Raw genomic sequence first — 25,776 nt, 5'->3', positions numbered from 1 at the left:
CGCGGGAAACCGCCCGCGGCCAGGAGCTCTCGGGGAACCCCCGGCCGCGGGCGTGCCTCAGTGCCTCGGTGCCTCGGTGCCTCAGCTCACCTCGACGCTCTCCAGTACGCCGAGGGCGTCGGGGACCAGGACGGCCGCCGAATAGTAGGTGGTCAGCAGGTAGGAGATGATCGCCTTGTCGTCGATGCCCATGAAGCGCACCGACAGGCCCGGCTCGTACTCGTCGGCCAGCCCGGTGCGGCGCAGGCCGACGACGCCCTGTTTCTCCGCCCCGGTGCGCATGACGATGATCGAGCTGAGCCCTCCCTCGGTGATCGGGATCTTGTCGCAGGGCAGGATCGGCACCCCACGCCACGCCATGACCATCGCCCCGTTCACCTCGGTGACGTCCGGGTAGAGCCGACGCCGGGTGCACTGCCGTCCGAAGGCGGCGATGGCCCGGGGATGGGCGAGGAAGTAGTGCGAGCTGCGCCGGCGGGCGAGCAGCTCGTCGAGGTCGTCCGGGGTGGGCGGACCCGAGAGGGTGTGGATGCGGTGCTTGAGGTCGGCGTTGTGCAGCAGGCCGAAGTCGCGGTTGTTGACCAGCTCGTGCTCCTGACGCTCCCGCAACGCCTCGATCGTCAGCCGCAACTGCTGCTCGGTCTGGTTCATCGGCTCGTTGTACAGATCCGCCACCCGCGAATGCACCCGCAGAATCGTCTGCGCCACACTCAGCTCGTACTCACGCGGCCCCAGCTCGTAATCCACGAACGTCCCCGGCAGCGTCGCCTCACCCTCATGCCCCGCCGCCAGCGCGATCTCCGCCTCCCCATACCGGTTCACCGGCCGTGCCACGGGAGGACGGGCGAGATGGTCGCGCAGGCCGCCCGCGAGCGCTGCCAGGTTGTCCAGCGCCGACCTGTCGAGGACGAGAACGATGCACGAGGTGAGGGCCTTGGCGGGCGCGGCCCCCGCTCCGGTGAGGTCTCCCAGGTGGTCTCCGTCGGCCAGCACCTGGAGCAGCGCCTCCCCGCCGTACGGGCCGGGGCCGACGCGGGCGATCTTGCCGTGGGCGACGAGCACGACCTGTCCCCGAGGCACCGGATCGCCCGGGCCCAGCTCGTGCTGGACGAACCGGTCCGCCAGCGCGCCGAGCGTGTCGAGGTCGCCGTAGCCGTGCAGGGAGGGCAGCTCGCACAGCTCGGCCGGGACGACCCGCACCCGCGCGCCGGTGGAGACGAAGCTCACCCGCCCGTCCCCCACCGTGCAGGTGAGCCGGCGGTTGACCCGGTAGACGCCGCCCTGGACCTCCATCCAGGGGAGCACCCGCAGCAGGTGCCTGGGGGTGATCTCCCGCATCTGCGGCGGCGTCTTGGTGGTGGTCGCCAGGTTGCGTGCGGCGGCCGTGCTCAGAGTCAGTCGCGACGCGGTCATGGCGCCCCCACCGTGAGCGCGGGCGAGCCGTGCGCCGGCGGCGCCAGGGAGAGGATGCGCGCGGTGGCCGTGCCGAGGCCGGTCGGGCCCTGGGACCACCGGACGGCCGGGCCCCTGCGCAGCTCCTCCTCGACGTAGCGCCGGGACCGCTGGTGCCAGCGCAGGATCGAGGCCATCCAGTTGCGCAGGTCGGACGCGTATCCCTCGACCGACTCCCGTACGGCCTCGTCCGCCTCGATGCGGTCGAGCAGGATGGGCAGGTCGACGGTGGTGATGTGCTCGAACTGCCGCATCCGGCTGGTCATCAGCGCGTCCACCACACCCACCGCCTCGTCGGGGGCGCAGTCGAGGAAGGTGCCCAGCACCACGACGGCGTTGTGCAGCTCCCCCTCGAACTGGATCTCCTTCTGGCAGGAGAACAGGTCGTTCAGCAGGCACGCGTAATCCTGCGCGGCGTCGGTCATGCCGAGGAACTCGCGGGTGCGATGGATCTCGGCGGGGATGACCCGGCCGGGCGTCAGCCTGGCCAGGCTCATCGTCATCTGCGAGCCGAACGTCCTGCGCCGCATCTCGATGTAGTCGACCGGATCGGGCACGCGGTGCTGGGCCTGGTTGGCCAGCTCCCACACCCAGCTGTCGATCATCTCCTCGACGGCGACGCGGAACGCCCTGCGAGCATCCTCGGGCAGCGGCCCGGCGGTGCGCGCCCACAGGTCGGCCAGCCCGCGTTCCAGCCCCGTCATCGGGGCCAGGCGCGGGACGAGGTCCACCGGCATGAACTCCTTGAGCCGCCGGTTGCCGAGCTTCGCGCCGACCAGGTCGCGCGCCGCGCCGTAGACCCGGGGATAGTAGTCGTCGCCGTACGTCCCCCAGGCCAGCCAGTTGACTGCCAGGATCAGTTCGTCGGCCGTGGCGTCCGGGTCGATGCCGGACGCGCACAACGCGAGGTCGAAGCCGACGAGTTGCGGCTCGTTCCACACGGCGGTCGCCGGGAGGCCGGGGACGCCGTCGAAGAAGCCCATCGCGGCACACCATTCGACGTCCGCCGCGCGCGCCGCGTCGAGGTGCGGGTTGTCGCGCACCTCGAACGGCATGTACGGCTGCGGCAGCCGCACCGCCGCCTCCGAGAAGGGCCGGTGGGTGTGGTTGCGCAGCCCGCCGGCACCGGTGAGGTGGGCGCGCGACACGTTCAGGCCCAGGGACCCGGAATGACTTCCGAGCTTGGTGTAGCGGCTGGAGGCGGTGTGCCAGGCGTGGCCTCCCGCCTGCCAGTCCTGCAGTCCCTTGACGTAGCTCAGGACCAGCGCCTGCTCGGGCGGCAGCACCCCGTCGTCGGCGAACAGCGCCGGAAGCTCGGTCAGCGCGGTGTGCTCGAACTGGTGCAGCCGTGAGGTGAGCAGGTCGTTGGTGATCTCCACGGCCCGCGCGGTGTCGCAGCCGAAGAAACGCTCGCAGACCAACACGCAGTTGGACAGTTCGCCCTCCAGCAGCACCTCCCGCTCGTAGGAGAACAGGTCGTTGCGCAGGTGGACGGCGTCGGCGAACGACTCCGTCAGCACCCGGATCGGCCGGGAGCCCGCCAGCCGGGCCGGCAGCTCGGCACCGGCCGCGTGCTCCACGAGCGCGGCCGACCACGGAGCTCCGCCGACCTTCCTGCGTTCCTCGATGTACTCGATCGGGTTGGAGACGGCCTCGCGCTCGATGTGGAACAGCTCCCACATCGACTCCTGCAGCAGGTCGCGGGTCACCCGTACGAACCGGCGCCGCCACGCGTCCGACATGGCGGGCACGGTCCGGGGCCACAGGTCGGCCAGGCCGCGCTCGACGGGGTTGGACGGCTCGGGCGGGTCGTCCGTCATGAACGCGTCGAGCCGGTCCAGGTAGTCCTGGGCGCCGTTCAGGTCCCTGCTGCGTTTGAACGTCTCCAGGAAGTGGTCGTCGAAGAAGAAGACCCACACGTACCAGTCCGTGACCAGGTCGAGTTCGGGGGCGGAGCAGTCGGGATGGGTGTAGGCGCACATCAGGCCGTAGTCCATCGCGTCGAGCGACTCCACGGTCCAGATGTCCGGGTCGTCGAGCATGCCCATGTCCGCCGCCCACCCCCGCGTGTGCGCCCGGGCGGTCTCCACATGCGGGTTCAGCCGGGGCGGATAGGGGAGATAGAAGTCCGGCAGCCGGTAGGACGACATCAGAGGACCTCGACGCTCTCCAGGATGGCGAGGGCGTCGGGGACCAGGACGGCCGCCGAGTAGTAGGTGGTGACCAGGTAGGAGATGATCGCCTTGTCGTCGATGCCCATGAAGCGCACCGACAGGCCGGGCTCGTACTCGTCCACCAGCCCGGTGCGGCGCAGGCCGACGACGCCCTGCTCCTTCTCCCCCAGCCGCATGACCATGATCGAGCTGATGCCCTTGTCGTTGACCGGGATCTTGTTGCACGGCAGCATCGGCACCCCGCGCCAGGCCGGCGCCTTCTGGCCGTTGAACTCCACGGTCTGGGGATAGATGCCCCGGGCGTTGCACTGGCGGGCGAAGGCCGCGATCGCCTTCGGGTGGGCGAACATGACGTGCGGGTTCTTCCAGACCGTGGCGAGCAGCTCGTCGAGGTCGTCCGGGGTGGGCGGGCCCGAACGGGTGTGGATGCGGTGCTTGAGGTCGGCGTTGTGCAGCAGGCCGAAGTCGCGGTTGTTGACCAGCTCGTGCTCCTGACGCTCCCGCAACGCCTCGATCGTCAGCCGCAACTGCTGCTCGGTCTGGTTCATCGGCTCGTTGTACAGATCCGCCACCCGCGAGTGCACCCGCAGAATCGTCTGCGCCACACTCAGCTCGTACTCACGCGGCCCCAGCTCGTAATCCACGAACGTCCCCGGCAGCGTCGCCTCACCCTCATGCCCCGCCGCCAGCGTGATCTCCGCCTCCCCGTACCGGTTCACCGGCCGGTGCGGGTTCTCCCGGTATGCCTGCACGTGCTCACGCAGGCTGTCCGACAGGGTGAGCAGCCGCTCGAACTCCTCCCTGCCGAGCGCGAGCACGGTGCACGGCGTCACGGTCTTGACCGTCCATTCCCACCGCGCGTCCGCGTTCACCAGCATCTGCTCGCCGACGTACTCGCCGTCGGCCAGGACCCCGAGGCGCGTCTCGTTGCCGTACGCGCCCTCGCCGATCCTGTCGACCTTGCCGTGGGCGAGGAGCAGGACCTCGTCCATCGGGGTGCCGGCCCGCGCGATGACCTGGTCGGCCTCGTACTCCCGCTGGGTGAACAGGTCGGCCATGGCGGCGAGCACCTCGGCGTCGCCGAAGCCGTGCAGGGCGGGCAGCTCGCACAGCTCGGCCGAGATGACCCGTACGTCCGCCCCGGTCGAGACGAACGTCACCCGCCCGTCGGCCATCTGGTAGGTCAGCCGCCGGTTGACCCGGTAGGCGCCGCCCACCGCCTCGACCCAGGGCAGCACGCGCAGCAGATGACGGGAGGTGATCTCCTGCATCTGCGGCGGGGTCTTGGTCGTGGTGGCCAGGTTGCGCGCGGCCCTGGTGCTGAGGCTCAACCGGTTGTCGGTCGGCATGGTGTTTTCTGTCACGGCACATCACCCATCTGTGGTCGGCACGGCGGCCGGTTGTTCGGTGACTGGTCACGCTCGTCGCCGAGCGGCGGAGGGGGAGGGAGAAAGTCAGGGTCCTACCGGCCCGCACGGGGCCGCACCGCATCGCCGGCCGTCCGTACGGCCGCGCCCGTACTGCCGCGTGCGAAGGCGGCGTGCGGAGGCGGCGTGCGGAGGCGGCCGGAGCGGTTCCCCGGCGACGGGAGTCGCAGGAAAGGCAGCAGCCGGGCAGAAGGCAGGAATCAGAAGAGAGGCGGGCGTACCGGTCGCGCGCCTCACCGGACGCGGCGGGTGAGCCGCTCGGTGAGCATCGTGAGCGCCTGGGCCGCCTCCGGGGCGATCGCGCACTCGCGCAGCGCGTCGAGCGCCTGCCCGGTCCGCACGGCGATGAGGTCCTCGACCTCGCCGAGGGCGCCGGTGTCCACGATGATCCGGCGCAGCTCGGCCGCCCGGTGTTCGTCCAGGCCGGACGCGCCGTGCCAGGTCCGCAGCAGGTCGCGTTCGGGCCCGCGCGCCCGCGCGTACGCGTACGCCATGAGCACGGTGCGTTTTCCCTCGCGCAGGTCGTCGAGGACCGGCTTGCCGGTGACGGCGGGGTCGCCGAAGACGCCGAGGACGTCGTCGCGCAGCTGGAACGCCTCCCCGAGCGGCAGGCCGAACCGCGAGTACGCCTCCAGCAGGGCGGGCGGGGCCCCGGCGAGCGCCGCGCCGATCTGCAGCGGACGCTCCACGGTGTATCGGGCCGTCTTGTAGCGGATGACCGTCAGGGCCCGTTCGACGTCCGCGTCGGCGCGGGCGTGCGCCAGGATGTCGAGGTACTGCCCGGTGACGACCTCGGTGCGCATCCGGTTGAACAGCTCGCGCGCCGCCCGCCCCCGCACGTCGCCGCCGGCGGCGTCCGCGATCAGTTCGTCCGCCCACGCCTGCGCGAGCACGCCGAGCAGGATGGCCGCGGACCGGCCGAACGCCTCCGCCCCCGTCCACCGCGGAGTCCCGGCCAGCCCCCTATGGATGGTCGGGCGCCCGCGGCGCAGCTCGCTGCCGTCCATGACGTCGTCGTGGATCAGCAGGCCCGCGTGGTAGAGCTCCAGCGCCGCGCCGGTGACGACGGCCCGGTCGTCGTGCGCCTCCTCGCCGCCCGCGCCCCGCCAGCCCCAGTAGCACAGTAGCGGCCGGATGCGCTTGCCGCCGTCGACGACGAACTCGCGCAGCAGCCGGTAGCCCTCGGCGACGTCCGGATCTCCGACCGGGGGGCGCCGGGCGTCGAGGAAACCGGCGAGCAGCTCGTCGACCCGTCCCCGGACGGCGCTGGTGACGGCGGCGACGCCGCCGGTGTCACCGACGCCGGTGATCCCCTTGATGGACGTGTCCACGGTGTCCGCGGTCATGCACGGCCTCCTCGCTCGGCGAGCCGATCTCCCTTGCGGAAAGTTACTTAATGAATACGCAAAGTAGAACCGGTCGTTCCGATAGTCGGAACTTCTCGCCGAGCCGGACGAGCGGCGCGCGGGAAGCCACGGGAGGAGCGCAGGATACGGCGCTCCTCAGCCGGCCTCGCCGAGCAGCGCCAATCAGTCGGCTTTGCCGAACTGTGCTCCTTAGTCGGCTTTGCCGAACTGTGCGATCGCGGTGACGAGCAGGGCGAGCCCGAGGGCCGCGAGCACGGCCACCTCGACGGCGATGGGCACGTGCCACCCGCCCCACGTCAGCCCCGGCGCGAGCCGGGCCTGTACGGCGGGCGCCAGGTCGAGGTGCGAGAAGACGAGCCGCCTGATGGGGTCCACGGCGTACGAGAGGGGGTCGATCCGGTTGAGCACGGTCAGCCACGTGGGCAGGTTCGACGCGGGGAACATCGCGCCCGACATGAAGTACAGCGGCATGATCAGCAGCTGGTTGAGCGCCATGAACGACTGCATCTGCCTGACCCGCACCGACATCGCGACGCCGAAGGCCGTGATGGTGAAGGCCAGCAGCACCTGGATGCCGAACACGCCGAGCATCAGCCCCGGCGCGTACGGCACGCCCACGGGACCGGCGATGCAGATGACGACGAGGCCCTGGAAGGCCGCGACGGTGGCCCCGCCCAGGCACTTGCCGAGGACGATGGACCCCCGGGACACCGGCGCGACCAGCATCTCGCGCAGGAAGCCGAACTCCCGGTCCCACACGATCGAGGCGGCCGACGACATGGCGGTGAAGAGGACGGCCATGGCGAGAATGCCCGGATAGAGGAAGGTCCGCAGGCCGAGCCCGCCGGTGCCGCCCGAGGTGAGCTGGGACAGGCCCGTGCCGAGGACGAACAGGAACAGGAAGGGCTGCACGAGCGAGGTGAGGATGCGCAGCGGGCCGTTGAAGAACCGGATGATCTCGCGCTGCCAGACCACCTTGACCGCGCGCAGCTCGCTCATCGCGCTGCGCCCCGGCACCCGGACCGCCGTGACGGGCAGCGTCATCGCCGGCCTCCTCGCGCCGCCGCGAGCGCGGCCGCACCGCGCGCGGCGCCGGCCGACTCCGAGTCGCGGATCGACCGGCCGGTGTAGGACATGAAGACGTCGTCCAGGCTGGGCCTGGCCACGCTGACGGACCGGATCGGCAGCCCCGACCGGCTGAACAGCTCCGGCACGAACCGCTCTCCCTCCTCCACCTGGAAGACGACGACGTCGCGGGACGCGACGGCCTTGATGCCGAACCGTTCGTCCAGGGCGGCGACGGCCGCCGGGCCGTCGTCGGTCTGGATCTGGATGCGGTCCTTGCCGACGCCGGCCTTCAGCGCGGCGGGGGTGTCGAGCGCGATGATCCGGCCGCCGTCCATGATGGCGATGCGGTCGCAGTGCTCGGCCTCGTCCATGTAGTGGGTGGTCAGGAAGACCGTGATGTCCTCGGCCTCCTTCAGCTCCCGGATGTAGGACCAGATGGAGCTCCTGGTCTGCGGGTCCAGGCCCACGGTGGGCTCGTCGAGGAACAGCACCCGTGGCGAGTGCAGCAGGCCGCGGGCGATCTCCAGTCGCCGCCTCATGCCGCCCGAGAATGTCGCGACCTTGGCCGCGCGCCTGTCCCACAGCCCCACCATGTCGAGCACCCCCTGGAGCCGGGGACCGATGTCCGCGCGGGGCACGCCGTACAGCTCGGCGTGGAAGCGCAGGTTGCGCTCGGCCGTGAGATAGCCGTCGAGCGTCGGGTCCTGGAACACCAGCCCGATCGAGCGCCGCACGCTGTCACGTTCGCGCACCACGTCGTGGCCGGCCACGCGCGCCATGCCGCCCGTGGGCGTGGTCAGGGTGCAGAGCATGCTGATCGTCGTGGACTTCCCCGCGCCGTTCGGGCCGAGGAAGCCGAAGATCTCCCCTCTGTGCACGGTCAGGTCGATGCCGCGTACGGCCTCGACGTCGCCGTAGTTCTTGGTCAGGCCGGTGGTTTCCACCGCCGGATGCGTCATCCCGCCTCCCCCATCACTTACACTTGGTGTAACAGTACACCAGGTGTAACCAAGGAAAGGCCGATACGCTGTGCCCATGAGAGCGGGCGGACTACGGGAGCTGAAGAAGAACCAGACCCGGCAGCTCATCGCCGACACCGCGAACGCGCTCTTCCGGGCCCGGGGCTTCGACGAGGTCACCGTGGACGAGATCGCGGCGGCCGCCCAGGTGTCGAAGAAGACGGTGTTCAACCACTTCCCGACCAAGGAGGACCTGGTCTTCTACCGGGCCGAGGACCGGGAGGCCATGTCGCTTGCGGCGGTGACCGACCGCCCGGCCGGGTTCTCGATCCTCGACTCCTTCCGCGCGATGTGCCTGGCGCAGACCCGGTTCATCCCGGGCATGCGGCGCGACCTCGTCCATCCGCGCAGCTTCTACGACCTCGTCAGCGGCAACCCCTCCTTGGAGCGGAAGATGCACGAGGTCAACGAGCGGATCATCGAGGTGCTCGCCGGCGCGCTGGCGGCCGAGGCGGGCGCGGAGCCCGGCGACCCGCTGCCCCGCGTCGTCGCCTCGACGCTGGTCTCCGCACAGCGGGCGCTCTACCGGCGGCTGCGGCAGCGGGTGCGCGAGGGCGGGCCCGACGAGGAGATCGGGCGCGCCCACCGCGCGGACGTCGAACGGGTCTTCGATCTGCTCGGCAAGGGACTCGGCGGCTACCCGCAGACCTGACCTCTAGTCGGCCACCGCGACCCTGGCCTCCTGGCCGTCCATCGCCCCGCGCTCCCGCCGCCAGGGGCCGTGGAACAGGAAGACGGCGGGCGCGAACAGCGCCAGGCACACCAGCGAGACCACCAGCCAGGTCTGCCAGCTCGTGGCCTCGACCACGTGCGGGATGACCAGCAGGCCGACCACGGCGATCGCCTTGGTGAGGAAGCCGAACAGGCCCCACGCCGTGCCCTGCAGCCGGGGGTCGACGTCCTCGGCGTCCTCGGAGTAGTTGGCCATCCAGGGGGCGTACGCGACGCCGAGCGAGCCGCCGAGCAGCGCACCGACGATCATGAGCGCGCCGCTGGAGACGCCTTCGCCGCCGAGGATGTACGCCAGGTAGGCGGTGACCAGCACGGCCGCGACGGTGCCGGCGAGCGTGATCGGCTTGCGGAGCTGGGTGCGGTCGGAGACGCGGCCGGCGACGATCAGCGTGATCAGGTTGAGGCTCCAGAAGCACGCCATGATCGTGGACGCCTCGGCGGCCGTGATGCCCAGGGCGCCGACCAGCATGGTCTGCCCGAAGAGCGTGAGCGTGATGTAGAGCACCAGCCACAGCGAGATGCCGACCACGTGGGCCCAGATGTTGGGCCGTACGAACAGCGAAGAGACCTTGGCCGGCCGGGTCAGGTCGACGACGCTCCTGGCCTGGCGCTCGGTGTGCTGGATCTGCGCGCGCAGCTCGGGCGACAGGTCGGCGATGTTGAAGGCGATGACGATCGAGATGACCAGCGAGAAGCAGCCCATGATGACGAACTGCGACCGCCAGGAGTCATCGAAGATCGGCAGCGTCCAGCCCGCGACGGCGGCGGCGAGGAAGTTGGCCCCCACCGGGCCCCAGGTCCAGAAGCCGAACGCCTGGGCCCTGCCGAGGCGCGGCGAGAAGTCGCGGACCAGCGGAGCCGTGCTCGCCATCGCCACACCGTCGACGAAGGCCAGCACGATCCTGGCGATCAGCAGGTCACGTGGGCTGTGGACGAGCGTCATGACGAAGCAGCACACGGCGGTCAGCAGCATCAGCGGGACCAGCAGGCGCACCCGGCCGAGCCGGTCGGTGAGCCTGCCGCCGAGCGCCGACGCGACGGCTCCCGCGACCGCCGCCGCCCCGGACACCGCGCCGTACGTCGCGAGTGACATGTCGAGGTCCTTGAGGAGCAGCGGGACCACGGGGGCGATCTGCGCCTCATAGGAGCCGATGAGGACGGCCAGCACGGCCATCGTGAGGATCTTCATGCGACGCGCACCTGTGGGGTACTCGTCGAGCTCGCGTACGTAGGACAGGCCCATTGACACGCCTTTCTCGTCAGCCCCCGTCCCGGCGATGAGTTCTAGAAGCTAGCTCTAGAATTCATTTCCACGAATGCTCCGCCTCCTCACGTCAGGAGTCAAGGGGCTGTGAGCACCTGTTTCTTCGGCACCGGATGATTAGAATCGGATTCTAGGATTTCGATCGAAGGAGGACGGGTGGACATCGCCGAGGAGCTGGCCGGGCTTGACGCGACCTTCGACCACACGGCCGTCGCCGCGCCGCGCATCAGGGACCTGCTGCCGATCTACCGCGACCTGCTGGGAGGCGAATACCTCGACGGCAGCGACAACCTGGTGAACGGCTATCGGACGCTCCAGCTCAGGTACGCCAACGGGAGCAAGATCGAGCTGATGGAGCCGCTGGCCGGGTCCACCTTCTTCGACAGCTTCTTCGGCCTCACGCGCGGCAGAGGCGGGGTGCACCACCTCAACTTCCACGTCACCGACATCGAGGCCGCCGTGGCGGCGCTGCGCGAGCGCGGCTATCGGCTGTTCGGCCTCAACCTCGCCGAACCCCGCTGGCGCGAGGTCTTCCTCCACCCGAAGGAGGCGCACGGCGTCCTGGTCCAGCTCGCCCAGCCGGGGCCGCGCAAGCCCGAGCCGACGCCGTCCCTCACCGACGTGCTGGCCGGTCGCGGCCGGCGCGGCAACGGCGTCCCCAGCCCGTGACAACGGACCCTCGCCATCTCTAGATTGGAGTTCTAGAATTCGACTCTAAGACTTCCTCCGCCTCGTAGGAGAACGATGACCGCATCGCACAAACCCGTCCCGAAGCCGACACCGGACACCCAGCCGTTCTGGGACGGCACGGCGGAGGGAGAGCTGCGGATCCAGCGCTGCCGCGCCTGCTCGCGGCACTACTTCTATCCACGGCCCGCCTGCCCGCACTGCGGCTCCGACGACGTCACCTGGGTGACGGCCGGCGGCAGGGCCACCCTCTACTCGTACGTGATCAGCCACCGCCCGGCTCCCGGCTTCGAGCAGGACGGGCCGTACGCGATCGCGGTCGTGGAGCTGGAGGAGGGCGTGCGGATGATGACGAACATCGTGGGCGTCGAGATCACGCCGGAGAACCTGCCCCTCGACATGGAGCTGCGCGTGGTGTTCGAGCAGCGCGGCGACGTGCACGTGCCCCTCTTCGAGCCCGCCGGAGAGCCGGCCGGAGAACCCGCTGGAGAGCCCGCTGGAGGTTCCGTCCGATGAACATCGTCATCGCGGGCGCGGCCGAGACCGACGAGCTCGGCAAGCTGCCCCACATGTCCACCACGCAGCTCCACCTCCAGGCCGCGCGCAACGCGCTCGCCGACGCCGGGATGACCAAGGACGACATCGACGGCGTCGCCACCGTCGGCGTGCCCGGCCCGATCCAGATCGCCCACGCGCTCGGGATCGCCCCGGCCTGGCTCGACGGCACCGGGGTGGGCGGCTCGTCCTTCCTTTTCCACGTACGGCACGCCGCGGCGGCCATCCGGGCCGGGCTGTGCACCACCGTGCTCATCACGCACGGCGAGTCCGGGCGGTCGCGGGTCGGCGCGGCCCGGCCTGCCCTCGGCCCCGACTCGCTGATCGGCCAGTTCGAGCTGCCGTACGGCGTGCTCGGCCCGCCCACCATGTTCACGCTGACGGCGCTGCGCTACATGAAGGAGACCGGGCTCACGCACGAGCAGCTCGCGGAGGTCGCGGTCGCGCAGCGCCGGTGGGCGCACCGCAACCCCCGGGCCATGTATCAGGACCTGATCACCGTCGAGGACGTGCTCGCCTCCCGGATGGTCGCCTACCCCTTCCATTTGCTGGAATGCTGCCTCGTCACCGACGGCGGCGGCGCGCTGATCGTGACGACCGAGGAGCGCGCCCGCAGGTCGCCGGTCCACCTGCTCGGCTCTGGCGAGTCGGCCGAGTCGCCGATCATCTCCCAGATGGAGGACTTCACCACCTCGGCCGCCTTCCGGCGCTCCGGCGAGGCCGCCTTCGCCGAGGCGGGCATCTCGCATGACGACGTGGACCACCTGATGATCTACGACGCCTTCGCGCACGTGCCCATCTACGGCCTGGAAGACCTCGGCTTCGTCAAGCGCGGCGAGGCGGGGCCGTTCATCGCCGAGGGCCACACCTCCCCCGGCGGCCGCCTGCCGCTCAACACCAACGGCGGCGGCCTCTCCTACACCCACACCGGCATGTACGGGATGTTCGCCATCCAGGAGTCCGTACGGCAACTGCGCGGCGAGGCCGCCGCCCAGGTGCCGGACGTCGAGGTCGGCGTCGTCCTCGGCAACGGCGGCATGTTCGCCTCCGCCGCCACCCTCGTCCTGTCGAACCGCCGTCCCTGAGTCACGGCCCTCCGGCGACCCGCCGGAGGGCCGACGGCGGCGTACGCCGCTGTAATGGCCGACGCCCGCCCGACGACTACATGCCGAAGAACCGACACTCTTTCGACGAGATTCTGCGAGTGGAGCTGCTCAGCTATCGGGAGTCGCGGCGCATGCTCTACAGGCGGGTGATCGGTCTGTCGGAGCCGTACGTGGCGCTGTGCCATGCGCTCTCCGGCGGGTTGGCCCGTGACCGGTCGCGTCCTCGGAGCGGTGTAAAAGCTCAACGAGGTAGGTGCCGTGGGTTGATCTTAGGCAGCTGCCGTTTCGGGTGTCGAGTCGGTGGCTGGGGTGGTTGCCGGGCGGAGCCGGCTAGGCGGGGTAAGCAGGACTCGACGCAGGTCCTGCAGGATGCGCAGGCCCTTGGAGGTCATTGTGAAGCCGCGCCAGCCGCGGGCTGCCCGGTCGAGAACCGCCCACACCAGGCTGACGCAGGAGGTCTCGCCCGGGAAGCGGCCGATGACCTTGACACGGCGGCGGGTCTCACCGAAGGTCCGCTCGATGAAGTTGGAGTGCCGGATGCGCTTGTGATGCTCAAGCGGGAAGCGCAGATAGGTCGTCAGCGAGGCGCGGTCGGCCAGCAGGCTCTTGACCGCCGCCGGGTAGCGAGCCCCCCAGGTATCGGCGAAGGCGTCGATGCGCCGCTGCACCCAGGCGACCAGGTCCTGGCCCGGCTCAATCTCCTGATCGCCCTGTTGCAGCCCGCTGGTGTCGAAGATGTCCCAGAAGGCGGCCTTGACCTCGGCCTGATCGCCGGCACTGACCTTCGATAGGACGTTGCGGCATTTGTGGATCACGCAGCGCTGACGCAGCGAGGCCGGGAAGACCTGCTCGGCGGCGGTAATGAGGCCCGGTGCGCCGTCGGAGATGACCAGCAGTGGCGGGCGCAAGCCGCGTGCGGCCAGGCCGGTGAGGAAGTCATGCCAGGCGTCGGTGGATTCTGCGGCGGCCGGGGCCAGGCCGATGAAGACAGGTTTGCCGTCGGTGGTGATGCCCCAGGCGGCCAGGATGGGTTCGGCGCGCTGCCCGTCGTGCATCTTGAAGTGCGAGGCGTCGCAGGAGAGATAGTCCAGCTCGACGCCGTGCAGGTCGCGGTGACACCAGGCGTCGTACTCGGTGACGATGGCCTGGCAGATGGCTGAGACCGTCGACTTGGACAGTGCGGCCTCCGGGCCGAGGGCGTCGGCCAGGGCGCCCTCGACGTCGCGTACCGACAAGCCGCGCACGAACGAGGCGATGACCAGTGTCTCCAGCGCGTTGGTGCGGGTCACGCCGGTGCCGAACAGGCGGGAGGCGAACTTTTCGGTGGTGCCCCGCAACTTCGGGCGCGCGATGGTGACCAGCCCGGTGGTGGTCTTGATCGTGGTCGGGCAGTGCCCGTTGCGGTGACCGGGCCGTACGATCTGCCGGCCGTCGTCGGCGGCGGCGGCCCGTTGGTATCGGGCGCGGCCGAGGAAGGCGTCCACCTCGGCTTCGACGGCGGTCTGGATGATCAGGCGGGCACCGAGACGGGCGACGTCTTCGATGACCTCGACCAGGTCACGGCCCTCGGCGAACAGGGCGTCGATCTCGGCGCGGATGGCCTGAACGGGCGGTAGTGTGCGTGCCACGAGCGTAGGTCCTTGCGTTGTGCGAACTTTGGACGGTTCAGCACGGCAACCTACGCTCGTTCACTTTTACACCGCATCCCGGACGCGACCGTCCGTGACCTTATTCGTTCGGCTCGGCACGTCATCCGATCGGCCACGGAGCACGGGAAGCCCGACGAGTTCGATTCGATCGTGAGACGTCTGGTCAGAGACGACGTCCGGCGGAAGACGGGAGCATTGAGCCAGATCGAGGCCATCAGGAATGACACCGCGCTGCTTCACGTGCTCCACAGGGTCAAGGTCGGATATTACGCCGAGAAGGAGCTGTCCGACCTGCTCCATGACGTCCGGGCCACATCGCCGGAAGTGCACGGGAAACCCGGCGAGGAAGCCGACCTCCTGCGCCGCGAGTTGATCGCCTTCCTCTATCTGTCGATGACGTTGGAAGACGTGTTCAACGAACGCCTCGACGAGGACCGGGTGAGATCCGCCGCCGACGACTCACACGGGCAGTGCCTGTTCGACATACTGGTGTCCGCTCGCTCGGCCCTCGGCACGAACACGGAGCTGGCGTGGAGACTGACGAGCGAAGCGCGCTCGGCCTGGGGCCTGGACAGCTGGGACAACGAGGCCGAGTGGCACGGCCCCTTCGGAGTGCAGCCGTCTCCGACCCTCTGACCGCTCCGTCGGCGGCGCTTCGGCACGTCAGACCGTAGGCTTGGCTCCGTCGAGTGGACAGTGACGAGGAGAAGCTGGATGACAGCTCTGCCGGATGACAGTTGGCTTCTCAGCATTCGCCCTCAACCCGCCCGCGTCACGGCGGAGGAGTACGACGCGCTCCCCGAGGAGATCGCCAAGGCCATCGAGATCGTCGACGGCTACGTGGTCTACTGCGCGGCTCCCACACCTGATCACCAGACCGCCGGCAGGCGACTGGCGAACCTGCTGGAGCGACATGCCCGTGCCGCCATGAGCAAGGGGCATGAGTGCCTCACTGTCAACAACGACGTGGATCTGCGCCTGAGGGACGTGCCGTTGCTCAACCGCAGGCCCGATGTCGCGCTCTACCGGTGCCTCGACCGAGAGCGGGGCGAGCGTCTGCGCGCCGAGCACGCGCTGCTTGTCGTGGAGATCGTGTCTCCGGGATCGGAGACCCAGGACACGACGGACAAGCTCGGTGAGTATGCCAAGGCCGGCATCCCGCACTACTGGATCGTCCGTATCGACGGCACCGGCATATCGGCGATCGAACGCTATCGGCTGGACCGGGCGGCGATGCTCTACAAGCACATCGGCACCCTCATGAAGGACGAGCCTGGGGAGGCTCCCGTCGTGAGCAACCCGATCCCCATCACCCTCGACTGGGCCGAGCTTCAGTTCTGAACCCGTTCGGCGGCAGGCTCATATGGGGAGGGCGTCTCCGGGGAAGCCGTGGCAGGGGTGGACCTCGCAGCGCATCATTCCCGCTTGGACACAGGGGTCCCCGGCCATGATCTCCGCGGCTTCCCCGGCCGGCACGGTCATGATCGCGACGCCCGCCACCGTGTCGGAGGCGACCGGGCACAGGATCGCGATCACCCCCTCGGCGCGCAGCGACACCATGCGCCGCTGGTGTTCGAGTTCGATGGCGTCCGCGCCGTCCATGGTCCGTTCCGGCCCCCACTGGAGGAGTGCCAGGCTGTAGGGCTTCGCGGTCGCGGCCAGAGCCCGGATCTGTTCGTCGGTCACGGTCGTGCTCATGATGTCTCCCTACTTCTCGATGCGCTCGGCCAGCGAGACGATGATTCCTTCGGGCCCGCGGACGTAGGCCATCCGCCACACGCCTTCGTATTCGCCGACGCCTCCCACCAGGCCGTATCCCGCGGCGGCGGCGTGCTCGACCGCGGCGTGGAGGTCGTGCACCTCGAAGGCGACGTTGCGCAGGCCCAGCTCGTTGGCCGGCGCGGCGGGCGAACCCTGGAGGTGGTCCGGCCGTGTGAAGCTGGACAGCTCCAGCGTCGTGCCTCCGCCGGGGGCGCGCAGCATGACGATCTCGGTGCGGGCGCCGGTCATGCCGATCACCGTGTCGAGGAACTCGCCTTCGACGGCCACCTTCGGATCGGCCTCCAGGCCGAGGCCGACGAAGAACGCCGTCACGGCATCGAGGTCGGCGACGGTGATGCCGACGTGGTCGAAGCGCCTGACGAAGGTCATGGGATTCCCTTTCAGGATTTCTTGAAGAGACCCCAAAGGTAACACCTTAAGTTCCTTGAGGGAACCCCGGTTGATAGACTGCCGCCATGCAGCGAACGCAGTTCGGGGACATGGCGTGTTCCATCGCGCGCACCTTGGACGTGATCGGCGAACCCTGGTCACCACTGATCCTGCGCGACGTGTGGGCCGGGATACGCCGCTTCGACCACATCCAGGCGGACCTGGGAATCTCTCGCAAGGTGCTCACCGAGCGGCTCAACCACCTGGTCGAACAGGGCGTACTCGAACGGCAGCCCTACGACGCCCGCCCCCGCTACGAGTATCACCTCACCGCCAAGGGCGCCGAGCTCGTCGAGATGCTCATGGTGATGGCCCGGTGGGGTGACCGCTGGCTCGCCGGCGAGGCGGGGCCGCCCGTCCTCTACCGTCACCATGCCTGCGGGCAGATCGCCCACGTCGACCCCCGCTGCAGTCACTGCGGAGAGCCGATGCACGCCGGCGACGTCGACCTCCTCCCCGGCCCTGGTGCGGCCTGACGGCCGAAGGTCGCTTGGGTGGGGGACGGCGCCGCCTCAGTAGGGCTCGAAGGTCACCGCGCAGGGAACGCCGTTGAGCGTGAAGCCGCTGGGGTGTTCGTCGGCCCCGTAGGCGTTGAAACCGATATAGAAGCTCGTGCCGGGATCGATGCTCGGCTGCCAGCTCGAAGCGGCCTGAACGCTCGGTGGAGTCTGGGAGAAAGTCGCGTTCCACCCCTGAATGAGCGTCTGGCTTCCGGGGAAGACGAACTGCAGGATCCAGGGGCTGAACGCCCGGGTCCCGGTATTGGTGATCGTCACACTGGTCGTGAACCCGGTGATCCATCCAAGGCTGGCGTAGGTCACCGCACAGTCGTACCCGGCCGGCACGTCCGTGGGCGCCGCCTGGGCGGGCCCCGTCAACACCGTGGCCAGGAGAAGCCCGGCGATACCGATCCCCGACGAAGCCCGCAGAAAACGCATCGATCCCCCTCAGGGCGGTGTTCCGTGACAACCCATTTCGATGTGATCGTGAGCCGCTCGAAATGCGCTGTCAAACAATTCCCGGGGCATATTCGCAACACCTTGGCCCTGCCATACGTACGTTCGCCGCTTCGGCCGGCCGCGCTGAAAGTTTCACGGCCGGCCTCGTGACGAAGGACATTGCTCGACGTCGCTGATCACGCTTTTCACGCGCGCCGGAATAGTGATCTGGTGAGCGGTTCGATAACGCCCCGGAGTCGTTCCGACGATGTCGGTGAACGCCGTGATGAAGCCGCTGGGGTTGGCCCATCCGCAGGCGTACGCGATCCGGGTGACGTCGTGGCCGTCGGCGAGGAGCACGAGCGCGTGATGGACGCGTAGCTGCGTGCGCCACTCGTAGAAGGTCATGCCGAGTTCGTTGCGGAACAGCCGGCTGAGGGTGCGCGTGCTCGCTCCGATCGTCTTCCCGAGCCGGGCCAGCGAGGCGTTGTCCGCCGGATTGTCCCGCAGCATCCGGGCGATGGCCCGCAGCCGGTCGTCCCGCGGCTCCGGCAGGTGCAGTGGCTGTTCGGGCGCCTCGCGGAGTTCGTCGACCAGGACGCGTTGGAGGCGAAGGCGCGCGGAGCGGCTGTAGGCAGGCGCGGTGTCGCCGTAGTTGCGGGGGCCGGTCAGCGCGAGCAGGACCTCGCGGGCGAGGCCGGAGGCCAGGAACACGGCGGGACGCTCCGGGATGAGCCGGGCGAGGGACGGCGCGAGAAAGACGATCCGCATGTCGGTGTCGCCGTGGGCACGGTGGTAGTGCGTGAACCCGGCCGGGGTCCAGGCGACCCGGTCGGCGGGAACGATCGACGTGCCGCGCTCGGTGTGGACCGCCAGGACGCCGCTCGCCGCGTACACCAGGTGTCCGCGCGCGTGCGACCGCACTGCGCTCGCCTCACCGGACGGCCACAGGTGACGCCCACCGGACGGCCAGATATGCGAGGTCGCACCGGTGGTCCGGGGAGGTTGGCGGCGAACGGGCATCGGTTGGCAGCGTATCGGTGGTCGGCCATGCCGTGACCTCGTGACACTTCCTCAAGACGATGCGGCGCGCCTCGATGCCGCGAAGCGAGAGAAGGAGAGACACATGGCGACGTTCGTCCTCGTGCCCGGCGGCTGGCACGGCGCCTGGTCGTATGAGGCGGTGGTTCCGCTGCTGGAGCGCGCCGGTCATGCCGTGCATGCCCTGACCCTGACCGGTCTGCGGCCGGACGACGACGCCGCGACGGTCGCGACCGCCAACCTCGACACGCACGCCGGTGACGTGCTGCGGCTCCTCGACCGCGCCCACATCACCGGCGCGACGCTGGTCGGCCACAGCTATGGCGGGATGGTGATCGCCGCCGCCGCCGATCGCGCCGGCGGCCGGGTCTCACGGCTGGTGCATCTCGACGCCTACGTGCCGCGCGACGGCGAGTCGTGCTGGTCGTCGACGACCGAGCGCTACCGGGAGGCGTTCGCCGCCGGAGCCGCGAGCACGGGCTACGCCGTCCGGCCGCCGGACGGCGGCGATCCCCGCCGCCGTCCCCATCCCCTCGCGTCGTTCCTGCAGACGATCCGGCTCACGGGCGCGCTCGCCCGGGTGCCCCGCCGGGAGTTCGTCTACTGCTCGGGCTGGGAGGACCGGACGCCGTTCGCCGGACTCCGCACCCGGCTCGACGCCGATCCCGAGTGGCAGGTCCACGACCTCCCGACCGGTCACAACGCGATGCGCGAGGCTCCGGAGGCGGTCGCCGCGCTGCTGCTCGGCGAACGCACCGCGGACCCATCGCCCCGATAATCCCTGGTTGCGAGCGCGTCGCGCGCCTCCACGTGGGAGCACCCCGCACGGACAGGTTCGAGCATGGCCGCTTCCTCGATTTTGGAGACATCTGACCGCATTGCCCCGATCATTGGGCGATGCGACCGGATATCCGTGCGATCGTACGGCTCACCGTGATCGGTGCGTTGAGCGCCGCGGCGTTCGGATGCTCGGATGGCGGCTCGGATGCACGTGACTCCCCCGCCTCCACGCCGGGCACACCGGCGGCGGCCACCCGGCCCGGGGTGATCCCGTCTCTGTCCGGCGGAACCTGGACGGAGACCATAACGGCCGAATCCGGCGCGGTGATGGGGAGCGTCGCCGTGACCGGGCACGACGATGCCTGGGCCGTGGGCGACCCCGGCGAGAACGAGAGCGGCCCGGTTCTGCGCTGGGACGGCCGCACCTGGCGGTCCGTGGCACTGCCGCCGGGCCTGCGCTATCCCCGAGTGGTGTCGGGGACGTCCCCCGGCAACGTCTGGATCTTCGACGACGACGCGAACGCATGGCAGTGGGACGGCCGGCGGTGGTCGGCCCGGGGACGACCACCCTGGAAGCTCCCGGTCCTCCTGGAGGACGCCGTGGTCACCGGGCCCGGGGAGGTGTGGGTCGCCGGAGGTCAGGACGAGGACGTCGCCGGAGATCCGCGCCGGCGGCCACTGCTCGCCCGCTGGTCCCCTTCCGGCTGGTCCATCGTGTCGTCGCCGGGCACCCGTCGCTTCGGAGTCAGCGCCTCCGGGGGCCTGTGGGCCCTGACCGGTGACGGGGACACCGGGCCCGCCCTGGAGCGCTGGGATGGACGCCGCTGGACGGTCTTGTCCGCACCCGCGTGGCCGGCAGGCGCCAAGGTCGACCTCAGCGATCTGGCGGCGGTGTCGGACCGGGAGGTCTGGGTCGCGGGGTCGATCCTGCCGCCCGGCGGCAGCCAGGCCGCGCTGTTGATGCGCTGGGACGGCGACCGGTGGAACCCGGCCCCCGCCCTGCCGGCCGGCGCGATCGCGTTCACCGCCGTCGCATCCGACGGCCACGGCGGCGTATGGCTGGGCGCCTCCAACTACTCCTACGACAACCATCGCATTCTGCTGCACTTCGACGGCCGGTCCTGGACGTACGAGAAAGCCCCGCGGGTCCACAACGATCCGGTGGTGTTCGGCCTGGCCACGAGTCCCGGGCAGGACCAGGTGTTCGCGGTCGGCGGCAACCCCTCGTACGACGAGGACAGCCAGGCGTGGATCTGGACGAGATCCTGAATCGCGGGCACAAGGATGCGCTCGCGCCGCTCGTCACTTCGCCGACGCGAAGGTCACGGTGCAGGGGACGCCGTTCAGTGTGAAGCCGGAGGGGTGCTCGTCGGCCCCGTTGGCGTTGAAACCGAGCTCGTAGCTCGTGCCGGGATCGATACTCGCGCGCCAAACCGGATTGGTGACCTGGACGCTCGGCGGAGTCGTGGACCACGTCCCGCTCCAGCCGGCGGAGAGGATCTGGTCGCCGGGGAAGATGAACTGCAGGATCCAGGGGCTGAACGTCCGGGTGCCGGTGTTGGCGATGTTCAGGATCGCGTAGAAGCCGGTGGCCCATGCCACGGTGCTGTAGGTCACCGTGCAGGCGTAACCGGCCGGCACGTCCGCGCGGGCCGCCTGGGTGGGAGCCGTCACCAGCGCCGTCAAGAGAATCCCCGTGATACCGATCCGCGATGAAGCCCGTGAAAGACGCATGGATCCCCCTTCGGAGCGGCGTTCCTTGAAACCGATTTCACAGTGATCGTGAGCCGCCAGGCATGCGCTGTCAAACAATCTCCTGGGCATATTTCCCGGTTTCTCGGTAGCGCCGTACAATTCGAGCGATGGGAGCTGGGGATTTCACCGTCGGCCACGGGCCGGTTACTTCGCCGAGGCCCGATAAACGCACTGTCCGGCACCGCAAATAACGCTTTTCAGACGCGCCGGAATTTCGCCGGATGCTTTTGCCGTCCGTCCGTCCGTCCGCGCCGTCCGTCCGCGCCGGGCGTCCGCGCCGGGCGGCGGTGCGCCGGGCGCGGACGGACGGATCTCACCCTCGCCAGGTGATGAGCGCGTCGAGCGCCTCCACGTGGGAGCCGCGCACGAGCAGGGGGTTGATCTCCAGCGACTCCAGGTCGTCGCCGAGGCTCTCGGCGAGGGCGGCGACGCGGGCCACGACGTCGGCGACGGCGTCGAGGTCGGCGGGCTCGGCGCCACGGGCGCCCCGCAGCAGCGCGGCGCCGCGCAGCTCGCCGAGCGCATGCCGCACCTCGGCCGCGTCCACCGGCAGGACGCGCAGCGCCGTGTCACGCAGCGCCTCGACCCAGATCCCACCCAGGCCGACGGCCAGGGTGAGCCCCCACGCCGGGTCCCGTACGACGCCGACCAGCAGTTCCACGCCGCCGCCGCGCTGCGGCTGGACGAGCGCGCCCACCCGGCCTGCGCCGGGGACCGCCGAGGCCGCGGCCACGACCTCGCGGTAGGCCCGCTCGACGTCCCGCGCGCCGGACAGGCCCAGCCGGACACCGCCGATGTCGCTCTTGTGCCCCAGCCCTTCGGCGGCGGCCTTGAGGACGACCGGGTAGCCGAACCCGACCGCCGCCGCCACCGCCGACTCCTCGTCGTGCACCAGCTCGCCGGGCACGACCGGGATCCCGGCGGACGCCAGCAGGGCGGCGGCCCGGTGCTCGGCCCACACCCCTGTCCCGCGCTCGACCGCCGGGGCTTCTACTACCGCCCGCGCCGGGGCGGCGTCGCCGGCCGCCACGGCGGCGTGGTAGGCCCGACCCCACCGGACGGCCGCGCCGATGGCGTGCATGCCGTGCTCGATGCCGCCCGCGACGTACGGGAACCCGGCCTGCCGCTGGACGTCGCGGCCGAACTCGGTGACGTCGGTCAGCACGTTGCTCACGACGACGACCGGCATCGGCGCCTCGGCGATGCGCTTGGCGCTGGCCGAGTAGGTGGCGTACACGGGCGCGGCGTCGGGCGGCGCGACGCGCGGGAGATCCGACAGCAGCATGACCGCGTCCACGCCGGGATCGGCGGTGACGGCCTCCAGCGCGCGGCCGAGCAGTGTGCGGTCGATGAGCACGTAGCCGGTGACGTCGAGGGGGTTCTGCACGGTGCCGAAGACGGGCACGATCTCCCGCAGCCGGGCGACGGTCTCCGGGGCGAACGCCGGCAGCTCCAGCCCCTCGTCCTCGGCCCGGTCGGCGATGATCTCCGACGCGCCGCCCGAGGGCGTGACGACGCCGATGCGCGGGCCCGGCAGCGGGCCCACCTCGGCGAGCAGGCCGGCGGTGATGATGAGGTCCTCAAGCGACCGCACGCGCACCACCCCGAGCTGCCGGAACGCCGCGTCGATGACGTTGTCGTCGCCCACGAGCGCGCCGGTGTGGGCCTGGGCGGTACGGGAGGCGAGCCGGCTGCGGCCGATCTTCAGCGCGACGATCGGCTTGCCCGCGAGCAGCGCCCGGCGCGCCGCGCGGGAGAACGCCGCCGGGTCGCGGACCGATTCGAGGAACAGCGCGATGGCCTTGGTCGCCGGGTCGTCGACCAGATAGTCGATCACGTCGGTGACGGTGACGAGCGACTCGTTGCCCATCGAGGTGAGCAGGCTGATCCCGACGTTGCGGGCCTGGGCGAAGCCGAGCACCGAGCTGGCCAGCGCGCCACTCTGCAGCACCACCCCCACCGACCCGCGCAGCAGCGGCGACGGGATCGGCAGCCCGTACGGCGTGACGTCGGCGGCGGCGTTGATGAAGCCGTTGCCGTTGGGCCCGAGCACGGTGAGGTCGTTCTCCCGGGCGAAGTCGACGATCTCCGCCTCCAGGGCGGCGCCCTCCGGGCCGGTCTCGCCGAAGCCCGCCGTGAGGATCACGTAGTGGCGGATGCCGAGCTTGGCCCCCTCGCGCAGCACGGGCAGCACGGCCGTGGTCGGCACCATCACGTACGCGAGGTCGACCTGGCCTGGGATGCCGGACAGGCTGCGGTGGGCCTGCTCGCCGTGCACGACGCCGCCGCGCGGGTTGACCAGGTGGACGGGCCCGCGGAAGCCGTGCGTACGGAGGTTGGTCAGCGTGCTGATCGACCAGCCGGACTTGTCCGTCGCCCCGACCAGGGCGATCGACCGGGGGTTGAACAGCTCTCCTACCGGCATCCTCATTCCCCGATCGTGCCGAGGCGGGCGTGGCCCCTGAGCAGGTTGCGGGCGATCGTCCGGCGCTGGATCTCGTCGGTGCCCTCGAAGATCCGCAACAGGCGCAGCTCGCGATACCACCGCTCGATGGGCAGCTCCTTGGTGTAACCCATGCCCCCGTGGATCTGCAGCACGCGGTCGACGACCTGGTTGGCCATGACGGCGCCGTTGAGCTTGGCGATCGAGGAGGCGTGCCGGGCGTCCATGCCCTGCTGCACGCGCCAGGCGGCGTACAGCGTGAGCCACTTGGCCGCCTCGATCTCCACCTGCGAGTCGGCGATCATCCACTGGATCGCCTGGTATTCGGCGATCGGCTTGCCCATCGACACCCGGACCTTGGCGTAGTCGATCGCCATCTGGAGCATGCGCTCGGCCGAGCCGATCGCCCGTGCGGGGATCATGTAGCGGCCCTGGCCGATCCACTGCATCGCCAGCTCGAAGCCCCTGCCCAGCTCGCCGAGGATGTTCTCCTCCGGCACCCTGACGTCCTCGAACACCAGGGAGGCCGGGCCCCACTGCCCCATCGTCGGGATCGGCTCGGACTTCCAGCCCATGTCGCGGTCGGCCAGGAAGCAGGTGACGCCGCCGTTCGCGCCCTTGTCGGGGTCGGTCACCGCGAACACCATCACGAAATCGGCCTCGTTGCCGCCGGTGATGAAGGTCTTCTCGCCGTTGATGACCCAGTCGCCGCCGTCCTTGACGGCACGCGTACGGATGTTGCGGGCGTCCGAGCCCGCGCCCGGCTCGGTGATGGCGAAGCAGGAACGACGCTCGCCCTCGATGGTCGGGATGAGGTAGCGGCGCTTCTGCTCCTCGGTGCCGGCGTAGAGAATGTTGTCGGCCGACCCGCCGAAGCTGAACGGCACGAACGTGCGTCCCATCTCCATGGTGATGATCGCGGACATGACCGGGCCCAGGGCGGCTCCGCCGTACTCCTCGGGGGTGTTGATGCCCCAGAAGCCCATCCTCTTCGCCTTGAGCCGCAGGTCGCGCAGGACCGAGGGATCGAGCCCGGGGCCGCCGGCGCGCTCGTTGCGCAGCACCTCGGGTTCGAGCGGCATGATCTCCCGCTCCACGAACGTGCGGATGGTGTCACGGATCTGCAGTTCCTCTGGGCTCAGGGAGAAGTCCATCGACGCGACTCTTTTCTAGAATTGCTCTCTAGGAATCGGTTCCAGACTGGTTCTCCGCCGGAGGGGTGTCAAGAGGTCTGGAATCAGTTTCTAGAATTAGACCGGTTACGATGTCCTCGTCCCTGGAAAACGCGCCGACCGTGGACACGCCGTCCCCGGAAACAAGGAGCCCCAGATGGCACGCAAGCCCGGCGGCAAGAGCGGCTCATGGGAGTGGAGTCGCACCGCCCAGACGCGAAAGAGCATGCTTCAGGCCGCCCGTGAGGTCTTCTCCGAGCACGGCTTCGCCGACGCCAACGTCGCGGACGTCGTCGCGCGCGCGGGCTCCAGCGTCGGCAGCCTCTATCACCACTTCGGGGGCAAGACCGAGCTGTTCCTCGCGCTGTACGAGGAGCACCAGGCCGCCCACGAGGAGGCCGCCGCCGCCAGCGTCGCCGCGGCCAAGCAGGCGGGCGTGAAGGACCCCGTCGAGCTGTTCATCGCCGGGGCCAGGGCGTTCCTCGAAGGGTCGTGGCAGCGGCGCGACCTGGCCCGGCTGTTCATGGACGGCGACGGCCCGCCGGGGTTCGAGCTGATGCGGCGCACCCGCGGCCGGGAGTGGGTCAGGCAGAACGCCGTCCTGCTCGGCGCGGCGAACACCCCGACCGACCGCCTCACGGTCTCGGTGCTCACCAGCGTGATCGGCGAGGCCGGCCGCGAGGTGGCCATGAGCGAGACCGAGGAGGAGGCCCAGGAGGTCGTCGAGGCGGCGATCGCGCTCATCCGCCGCTTCGGCGACCCCCTGGCCACCCACGACGCCGCCACCGACGCCGCCACCGACGCGGCCACCGGTGTCATGGTCGCGGCGGACGACGCCGAGGCCGCGCTGAGCTGACCCCTGCCGACCCAGCAGGCTTCGGCAGACCGCAGCGGCTGCCGCGGCGCGCTGACCTCAGCTGACCTTGGTGCACTAAC

At 70.1% G+C, this 25,776-nt stretch carries 25 protein-coding genes; 10 read left to right on the top strand and 15 right to left on the bottom strand.

Going from position 1 to position 25,776, the window contains the following annotated elements:
* Nucleotides 1-81: 81 nt before the first annotated feature.
* The 6 genes from HCK04_RS18915 to HCK04_RS18890 all read right to left on the bottom strand — a co-directional run bounded on the left by HCK04_RS18915 (nucleotide 82) and on the right by HCK04_RS18890 (nucleotide 8,447).
* Nucleotides 82-1,413, bottom strand: a complete 1,332-nt coding sequence (locus tag HCK04_RS18915; protein WP_142648667.1) for a family 2B encapsulin nanocompartment shell protein — start codon at nucleotides 1,411-1,413, stop codon at nucleotides 82-84.
* The gene (locus HCK04_RS18910) at nucleotides 1,410-3,602 is read right to left on the bottom strand and encodes a germacradienol/geosmin synthase (RefSeq protein ID WP_142648666.1); all 2,193 of its coding nucleotides are present in this window, start codon (nucleotides 3,600-3,602) and stop codon (nucleotides 1,410-1,412) included. The genes HCK04_RS18915 and HCK04_RS18910 overlap by 4 nt, the downstream gene beginning before the upstream one ends.
* Nucleotides 3,602-4,975 carry a family 2B encapsulin nanocompartment shell protein gene (locus HCK04_RS18905; RefSeq protein ID WP_142648719.1) on the bottom strand — a complete coding sequence of 458 codons (1,374 nt, stop codon included), beginning with the start codon at nucleotides 4,973-4,975 and terminating at the stop codon, nucleotides 3,602-3,604. The genes HCK04_RS18910 and HCK04_RS18905 overlap by 1 nt, the downstream gene beginning before the upstream one ends.
* A 311-nt stretch (nucleotides 4,976-5,286) precedes the next feature.
* Nucleotides 5,287-6,399, bottom strand: a complete 1,113-nt coding sequence (locus HCK04_RS18900) for a polyprenyl synthetase family protein (protein WP_142648665.1) — start codon at nucleotides 6,397-6,399, stop codon at nucleotides 5,287-5,289.
* A 210-nt stretch (nucleotides 6,400-6,609) separates the two neighbouring features.
* A complete protein-coding gene (locus HCK04_RS18895) occupies nucleotides 6,610-7,464 on the bottom strand; it encodes an ABC transporter permease (protein WP_142648664.1) in 855 nt (284 codons plus the stop codon).
* Nucleotides 7,461-8,447 carry an ATP-binding cassette domain-containing protein gene (locus tag HCK04_RS18890; RefSeq protein ID WP_142648663.1) on the bottom strand — a complete coding sequence of 329 codons (987 nt, stop codon included), beginning with the start codon at nucleotides 8,445-8,447 and terminating at the stop codon, nucleotides 7,461-7,463. Before HCK04_RS18890 ends, HCK04_RS18895 begins: the two co-directional genes overlap by 4 nt.
* A 76-nt stretch (nucleotides 8,448-8,523) precedes the next feature.
* Here HCK04_RS18890 and HCK04_RS18885 point away from each other — a divergent pair, with 76 nt between their 5' ends.
* Entirely contained in the window at nucleotides 8,524-9,159 is a 636-nt protein-coding gene (locus HCK04_RS18885; RefSeq protein WP_142648661.1) for a TetR/AcrR family transcriptional regulator, read from the top strand.
* A 3-nt stretch (nucleotides 9,160-9,162) separates the two neighbouring features.
* Here the strand turns inward: HCK04_RS18885 and HCK04_RS18880 are convergent, their stop codons facing one another.
* A complete protein-coding gene (locus tag HCK04_RS18880) occupies nucleotides 9,163-10,482 on the bottom strand; it encodes an MFS transporter (RefSeq protein WP_142648659.1) in 1,320 nt (439 codons plus the stop codon).
* A 177-nt stretch (nucleotides 10,483-10,659) separates the two neighbouring features.
* Here HCK04_RS18880 and HCK04_RS18875 point away from each other — a divergent pair, with 177 nt between their 5' ends.
* From HCK04_RS18875 to HCK04_RS18865, 3 genes are all read left to right on the top strand, one after another.
* The gene (locus HCK04_RS18875) at nucleotides 10,660-11,172 is read left to right on the top strand and encodes a VOC family protein (RefSeq protein ID WP_168066053.1); all 513 of its coding nucleotides are present in this window, start codon (nucleotides 10,660-10,662) and stop codon (nucleotides 11,170-11,172) included.
* Between the two features lie 75 nt (nucleotides 11,173-11,247).
* The gene (locus HCK04_RS18870) at nucleotides 11,248-11,706 is read left to right on the top strand and encodes a Zn-ribbon domain-containing OB-fold protein (protein ID WP_142648657.1); all 459 of its coding nucleotides are present in this window, start codon (nucleotides 11,248-11,250) and stop codon (nucleotides 11,704-11,706) included.
* Entirely contained in the window at nucleotides 11,703-12,830 is a 1,128-nt protein-coding gene (locus HCK04_RS18865) for a thiolase (protein ID WP_142648656.1), read from the top strand. Before HCK04_RS18870 ends, HCK04_RS18865 begins: the two co-directional genes overlap by 4 nt.
* 290 nt (nucleotides 12,831-13,120) lie before the next feature.
* Here HCK04_RS18865 and HCK04_RS18860 read toward each other — a convergent pair whose 3' ends face one another.
* Nucleotides 13,121-14,479 carry an IS256 family transposase gene (locus HCK04_RS18860; protein ID WP_142648655.1) on the bottom strand — a complete coding sequence of 453 codons (1,359 nt, stop codon included), beginning with the start codon at nucleotides 14,477-14,479 and terminating at the stop codon, nucleotides 13,121-13,123.
* 171 nt (nucleotides 14,480-14,650) lie between these two features.
* Between HCK04_RS18860 and HCK04_RS18855 the strand changes: the two genes are divergently transcribed.
* Both HCK04_RS18855 and HCK04_RS18850 read left to right on the top strand, forming a co-directional pair.
* Complete coding sequence (locus HCK04_RS18855; RefSeq protein ID WP_142648654.1) at nucleotides 14,651-15,136, top strand: hypothetical protein; 486 nt, start codon at nucleotides 14,651-14,653, stop codon at nucleotides 15,134-15,136.
* A 78-nt stretch (nucleotides 15,137-15,214) separates the two neighbouring features.
* A complete protein-coding gene (locus HCK04_RS18850; RefSeq protein ID WP_142648653.1) occupies nucleotides 15,215-15,841 on the top strand; it encodes a Uma2 family endonuclease in 627 nt (208 codons plus the stop codon).
* An 18-nt stretch (nucleotides 15,842-15,859) separates the two neighbouring features.
* On the opposite strand, the gene HCK04_RS18845 is transcribed toward HCK04_RS18850, so the two are convergent.
* A complete protein-coding gene (locus HCK04_RS18845; protein ID WP_142648652.1) occupies nucleotides 15,860-16,198 on the bottom strand; it encodes a hypothetical protein in 339 nt (112 codons plus the stop codon).
* A gap of 9 nt (nucleotides 16,199-16,207) precedes the next feature.
* A complete protein-coding gene (locus HCK04_RS18840; RefSeq protein WP_142648651.1) occupies nucleotides 16,208-16,651 on the bottom strand; it encodes a VOC family protein in 444 nt (147 codons plus the stop codon).
* An 86-nt stretch (nucleotides 16,652-16,737) separates the two neighbouring features.
* Here HCK04_RS18840 and HCK04_RS18835 point away from each other — a divergent pair, with 86 nt between their 5' ends.
* Nucleotides 16,738-17,187, top strand: coding sequence for a helix-turn-helix domain-containing protein (locus HCK04_RS18835; protein WP_142648650.1), 450 nt, complete (start codon nucleotides 16,738-16,740; stop codon nucleotides 17,185-17,187).
* A 36-nt stretch (nucleotides 17,188-17,223) separates the two neighbouring features.
* Here the strand turns inward: HCK04_RS18835 and HCK04_RS18830 are convergent, their stop codons facing one another.
* Together HCK04_RS18830 and HCK04_RS44255 are read right to left on the bottom strand one after the other, a co-directional pair.
* Nucleotides 17,224-17,649, bottom strand: a complete 426-nt coding sequence (locus tag HCK04_RS18830) for a cellulose binding domain-containing protein (protein WP_142648649.1) — start codon at nucleotides 17,647-17,649, stop codon at nucleotides 17,224-17,226.
* Between the two features lie 153 nt (nucleotides 17,650-17,802).
* Nucleotides 17,803-18,573 carry a helix-turn-helix transcriptional regulator gene (locus HCK04_RS44255; protein WP_205830429.1) on the bottom strand — a complete coding sequence of 257 codons (771 nt, stop codon included), beginning with the start codon at nucleotides 18,571-18,573 and terminating at the stop codon, nucleotides 17,803-17,805.
* A 202-nt stretch (nucleotides 18,574-18,775) separates the two neighbouring features.
* Between HCK04_RS44255 and HCK04_RS18820 the strand changes: the two genes are divergently transcribed.
* Both HCK04_RS18820 and HCK04_RS18815 read left to right on the top strand, forming a co-directional pair.
* A complete protein-coding gene (locus HCK04_RS18820) occupies nucleotides 18,776-19,468 on the top strand; it encodes an alpha/beta fold hydrolase (protein WP_142648647.1) in 693 nt (230 codons plus the stop codon).
* A 119-nt stretch (nucleotides 19,469-19,587) separates the two neighbouring features.
* Entirely contained in the window at nucleotides 19,588-20,739 is a 1,152-nt protein-coding gene (locus tag HCK04_RS18815) for a hypothetical protein (protein WP_142648646.1), read from the top strand.
* A 33-nt stretch (nucleotides 20,740-20,772) separates the two neighbouring features.
* Here the strand turns inward: HCK04_RS18815 and HCK04_RS18810 are convergent, their stop codons facing one another.
* From HCK04_RS18810 to HCK04_RS18800, 3 genes are all read right to left on the bottom strand, one after another.
* On the bottom strand, nucleotides 20,773-21,156 hold the full coding sequence (locus HCK04_RS18810; RefSeq protein WP_168066051.1) for a cellulose binding domain-containing protein: 384 nt from the start codon (nucleotides 21,154-21,156) through the stop codon (nucleotides 20,773-20,775).
* Between the two features lie 382 nt (nucleotides 21,157-21,538).
* A complete protein-coding gene (locus HCK04_RS18805) occupies nucleotides 21,539-23,656 on the bottom strand; it encodes an acetate--CoA ligase family protein (RefSeq protein ID WP_240971566.1) in 2,118 nt (705 codons plus the stop codon).
* Nucleotides 23,653-24,822, bottom strand: a complete 1,170-nt coding sequence (locus HCK04_RS18800; protein WP_142648644.1) for an acyl-CoA dehydrogenase family protein — start codon at nucleotides 24,820-24,822, stop codon at nucleotides 23,653-23,655. The genes HCK04_RS18805 and HCK04_RS18800 overlap by 4 nt, the downstream gene beginning before the upstream one ends.
* A gap of 175 nt (nucleotides 24,823-24,997) precedes the next feature.
* On the opposite strand from HCK04_RS18800, the gene HCK04_RS18795 reads away from it, so the two are divergent.
* Nucleotides 24,998-25,696, top strand: a complete 699-nt coding sequence (locus tag HCK04_RS18795; RefSeq protein ID WP_142648643.1) for a TetR/AcrR family transcriptional regulator — start codon at nucleotides 24,998-25,000, stop codon at nucleotides 25,694-25,696.
* The last annotated feature ends 80 nt before the right edge of the window (nucleotides 25,697-25,776 follow it).

Source organism: Microbispora sp. CL1-1 (assembly GCF_012034195.1).
Lineage (GTDB): Bacteria > Actinomycetota > Actinomycetes > Streptosporangiales > Streptosporangiaceae > Microbispora.
The sequence above is the reverse complement of the archived record's forward strand: the minus strand, read 5'-3'. Positions and strand labels throughout refer to the sequence as shown.

What these genes read in the sequence shown, in the direction of transcription:
- HCK04_RS18915 (WP_142648667.1), bottom strand. Translation starts at nt 1,413, where the DNA reads ATGACCGCGTCGCGACTGACTCTGAGCACGGCCGCCGCACGCAACCTG.
- HCK04_RS18910 (WP_142648666.1), bottom strand. Translation starts at nt 3,602, where the DNA reads ATGTCGTCCTACCGGCTGCCGGACTTCTATCTCCCCTATCCGCCCCGG.
- HCK04_RS18905 (WP_142648719.1), bottom strand. Translation starts at nt 4,975, where the DNA reads ATGCCGACCGACAACCGGTTGAGCCTCAGCACCAGGGCCGCGCGCAAC.
- HCK04_RS18900 (WP_142648665.1), bottom strand. Translation starts at nt 6,399, where the DNA reads ATGACCGCGGACACCGTGGACACGTCCATCAAGGGGATCACCGGCGTC.
- HCK04_RS18895 (WP_142648664.1), bottom strand. Translation starts at nt 7,464, where the DNA reads ATGACGCTGCCCGTCACGGCGGTCCGGGTGCCGGGGCGCAGCGCGATG.
- HCK04_RS18890 (WP_142648663.1), bottom strand. Translation starts at nt 8,447, where the DNA reads ATGACGCATCCGGCGGTGGAAACCACCGGCCTGACCAAGAACTACGGC.
- HCK04_RS18885 (WP_142648661.1), top strand. Translation starts at nt 8,524, where the DNA reads ATGAGAGCGGGCGGACTACGGGAGCTGAAGAAGAACCAGACCCGGCAG.
- HCK04_RS18880 (WP_142648659.1), bottom strand. Translation starts at nt 10,482, where the DNA reads ATGGGCCTGTCCTACGTACGCGAGCTCGACGAGTACCCCACAGGTGCG.
- HCK04_RS18870 (WP_142648657.1), top strand. Translation starts at nt 11,248, where the DNA reads ATGACCGCATCGCACAAACCCGTCCCGAAGCCGACACCGGACACCCAG.
- HCK04_RS18865 (WP_142648656.1), top strand. Translation starts at nt 11,703, where the DNA reads ATGAACATCGTCATCGCGGGCGCGGCCGAGACCGACGAGCTCGGCAAG.
- HCK04_RS18850 (WP_142648653.1), top strand. Translation starts at nt 15,215, where the DNA reads ATGACAGCTCTGCCGGATGACAGTTGGCTTCTCAGCATTCGCCCTCAA.
- HCK04_RS18845 (WP_142648652.1), bottom strand. Translation starts at nt 16,198, where the DNA reads ATGAGCACGACCGTGACCGACGAACAGATCCGGGCTCTGGCCGCGACC.
- HCK04_RS18840 (WP_142648651.1), bottom strand. Translation starts at nt 16,651, where the DNA reads ATGACCTTCGTCAGGCGCTTCGACCACGTCGGCATCACCGTCGCCGAC.
- HCK04_RS18835 (WP_142648650.1), top strand. Translation starts at nt 16,738, where the DNA reads ATGCAGCGAACGCAGTTCGGGGACATGGCGTGTTCCATCGCGCGCACC.
- HCK04_RS18830 (WP_142648649.1), bottom strand. Translation starts at nt 17,649, where the DNA reads ATGCGTTTTCTGCGGGCTTCGTCGGGGATCGGTATCGCCGGGCTTCTC.
- HCK04_RS18820 (WP_142648647.1), top strand. Translation starts at nt 18,776, where the DNA reads ATGGCGACGTTCGTCCTCGTGCCCGGCGGCTGGCACGGCGCCTGGTCG.
- HCK04_RS18815 (WP_142648646.1), top strand. Translation starts at nt 19,588, where the DNA reads ATGCGACCGGATATCCGTGCGATCGTACGGCTCACCGTGATCGGTGCG.
- HCK04_RS18805 (WP_240971566.1), bottom strand. Translation starts at nt 23,656, where the DNA reads ATGAGGATGCCGGTAGGAGAGCTGTTCAACCCCCGGTCGATCGCCCTG.
- HCK04_RS18800 (WP_142648644.1), bottom strand. Translation starts at nt 24,822, where the DNA reads ATGGACTTCTCCCTGAGCCCAGAGGAACTGCAGATCCGTGACACCATC.
- HCK04_RS18795 (WP_142648643.1), top strand. Translation starts at nt 24,998, where the DNA reads ATGGCACGCAAGCCCGGCGGCAAGAGCGGCTCATGGGAGTGGAGTCGC.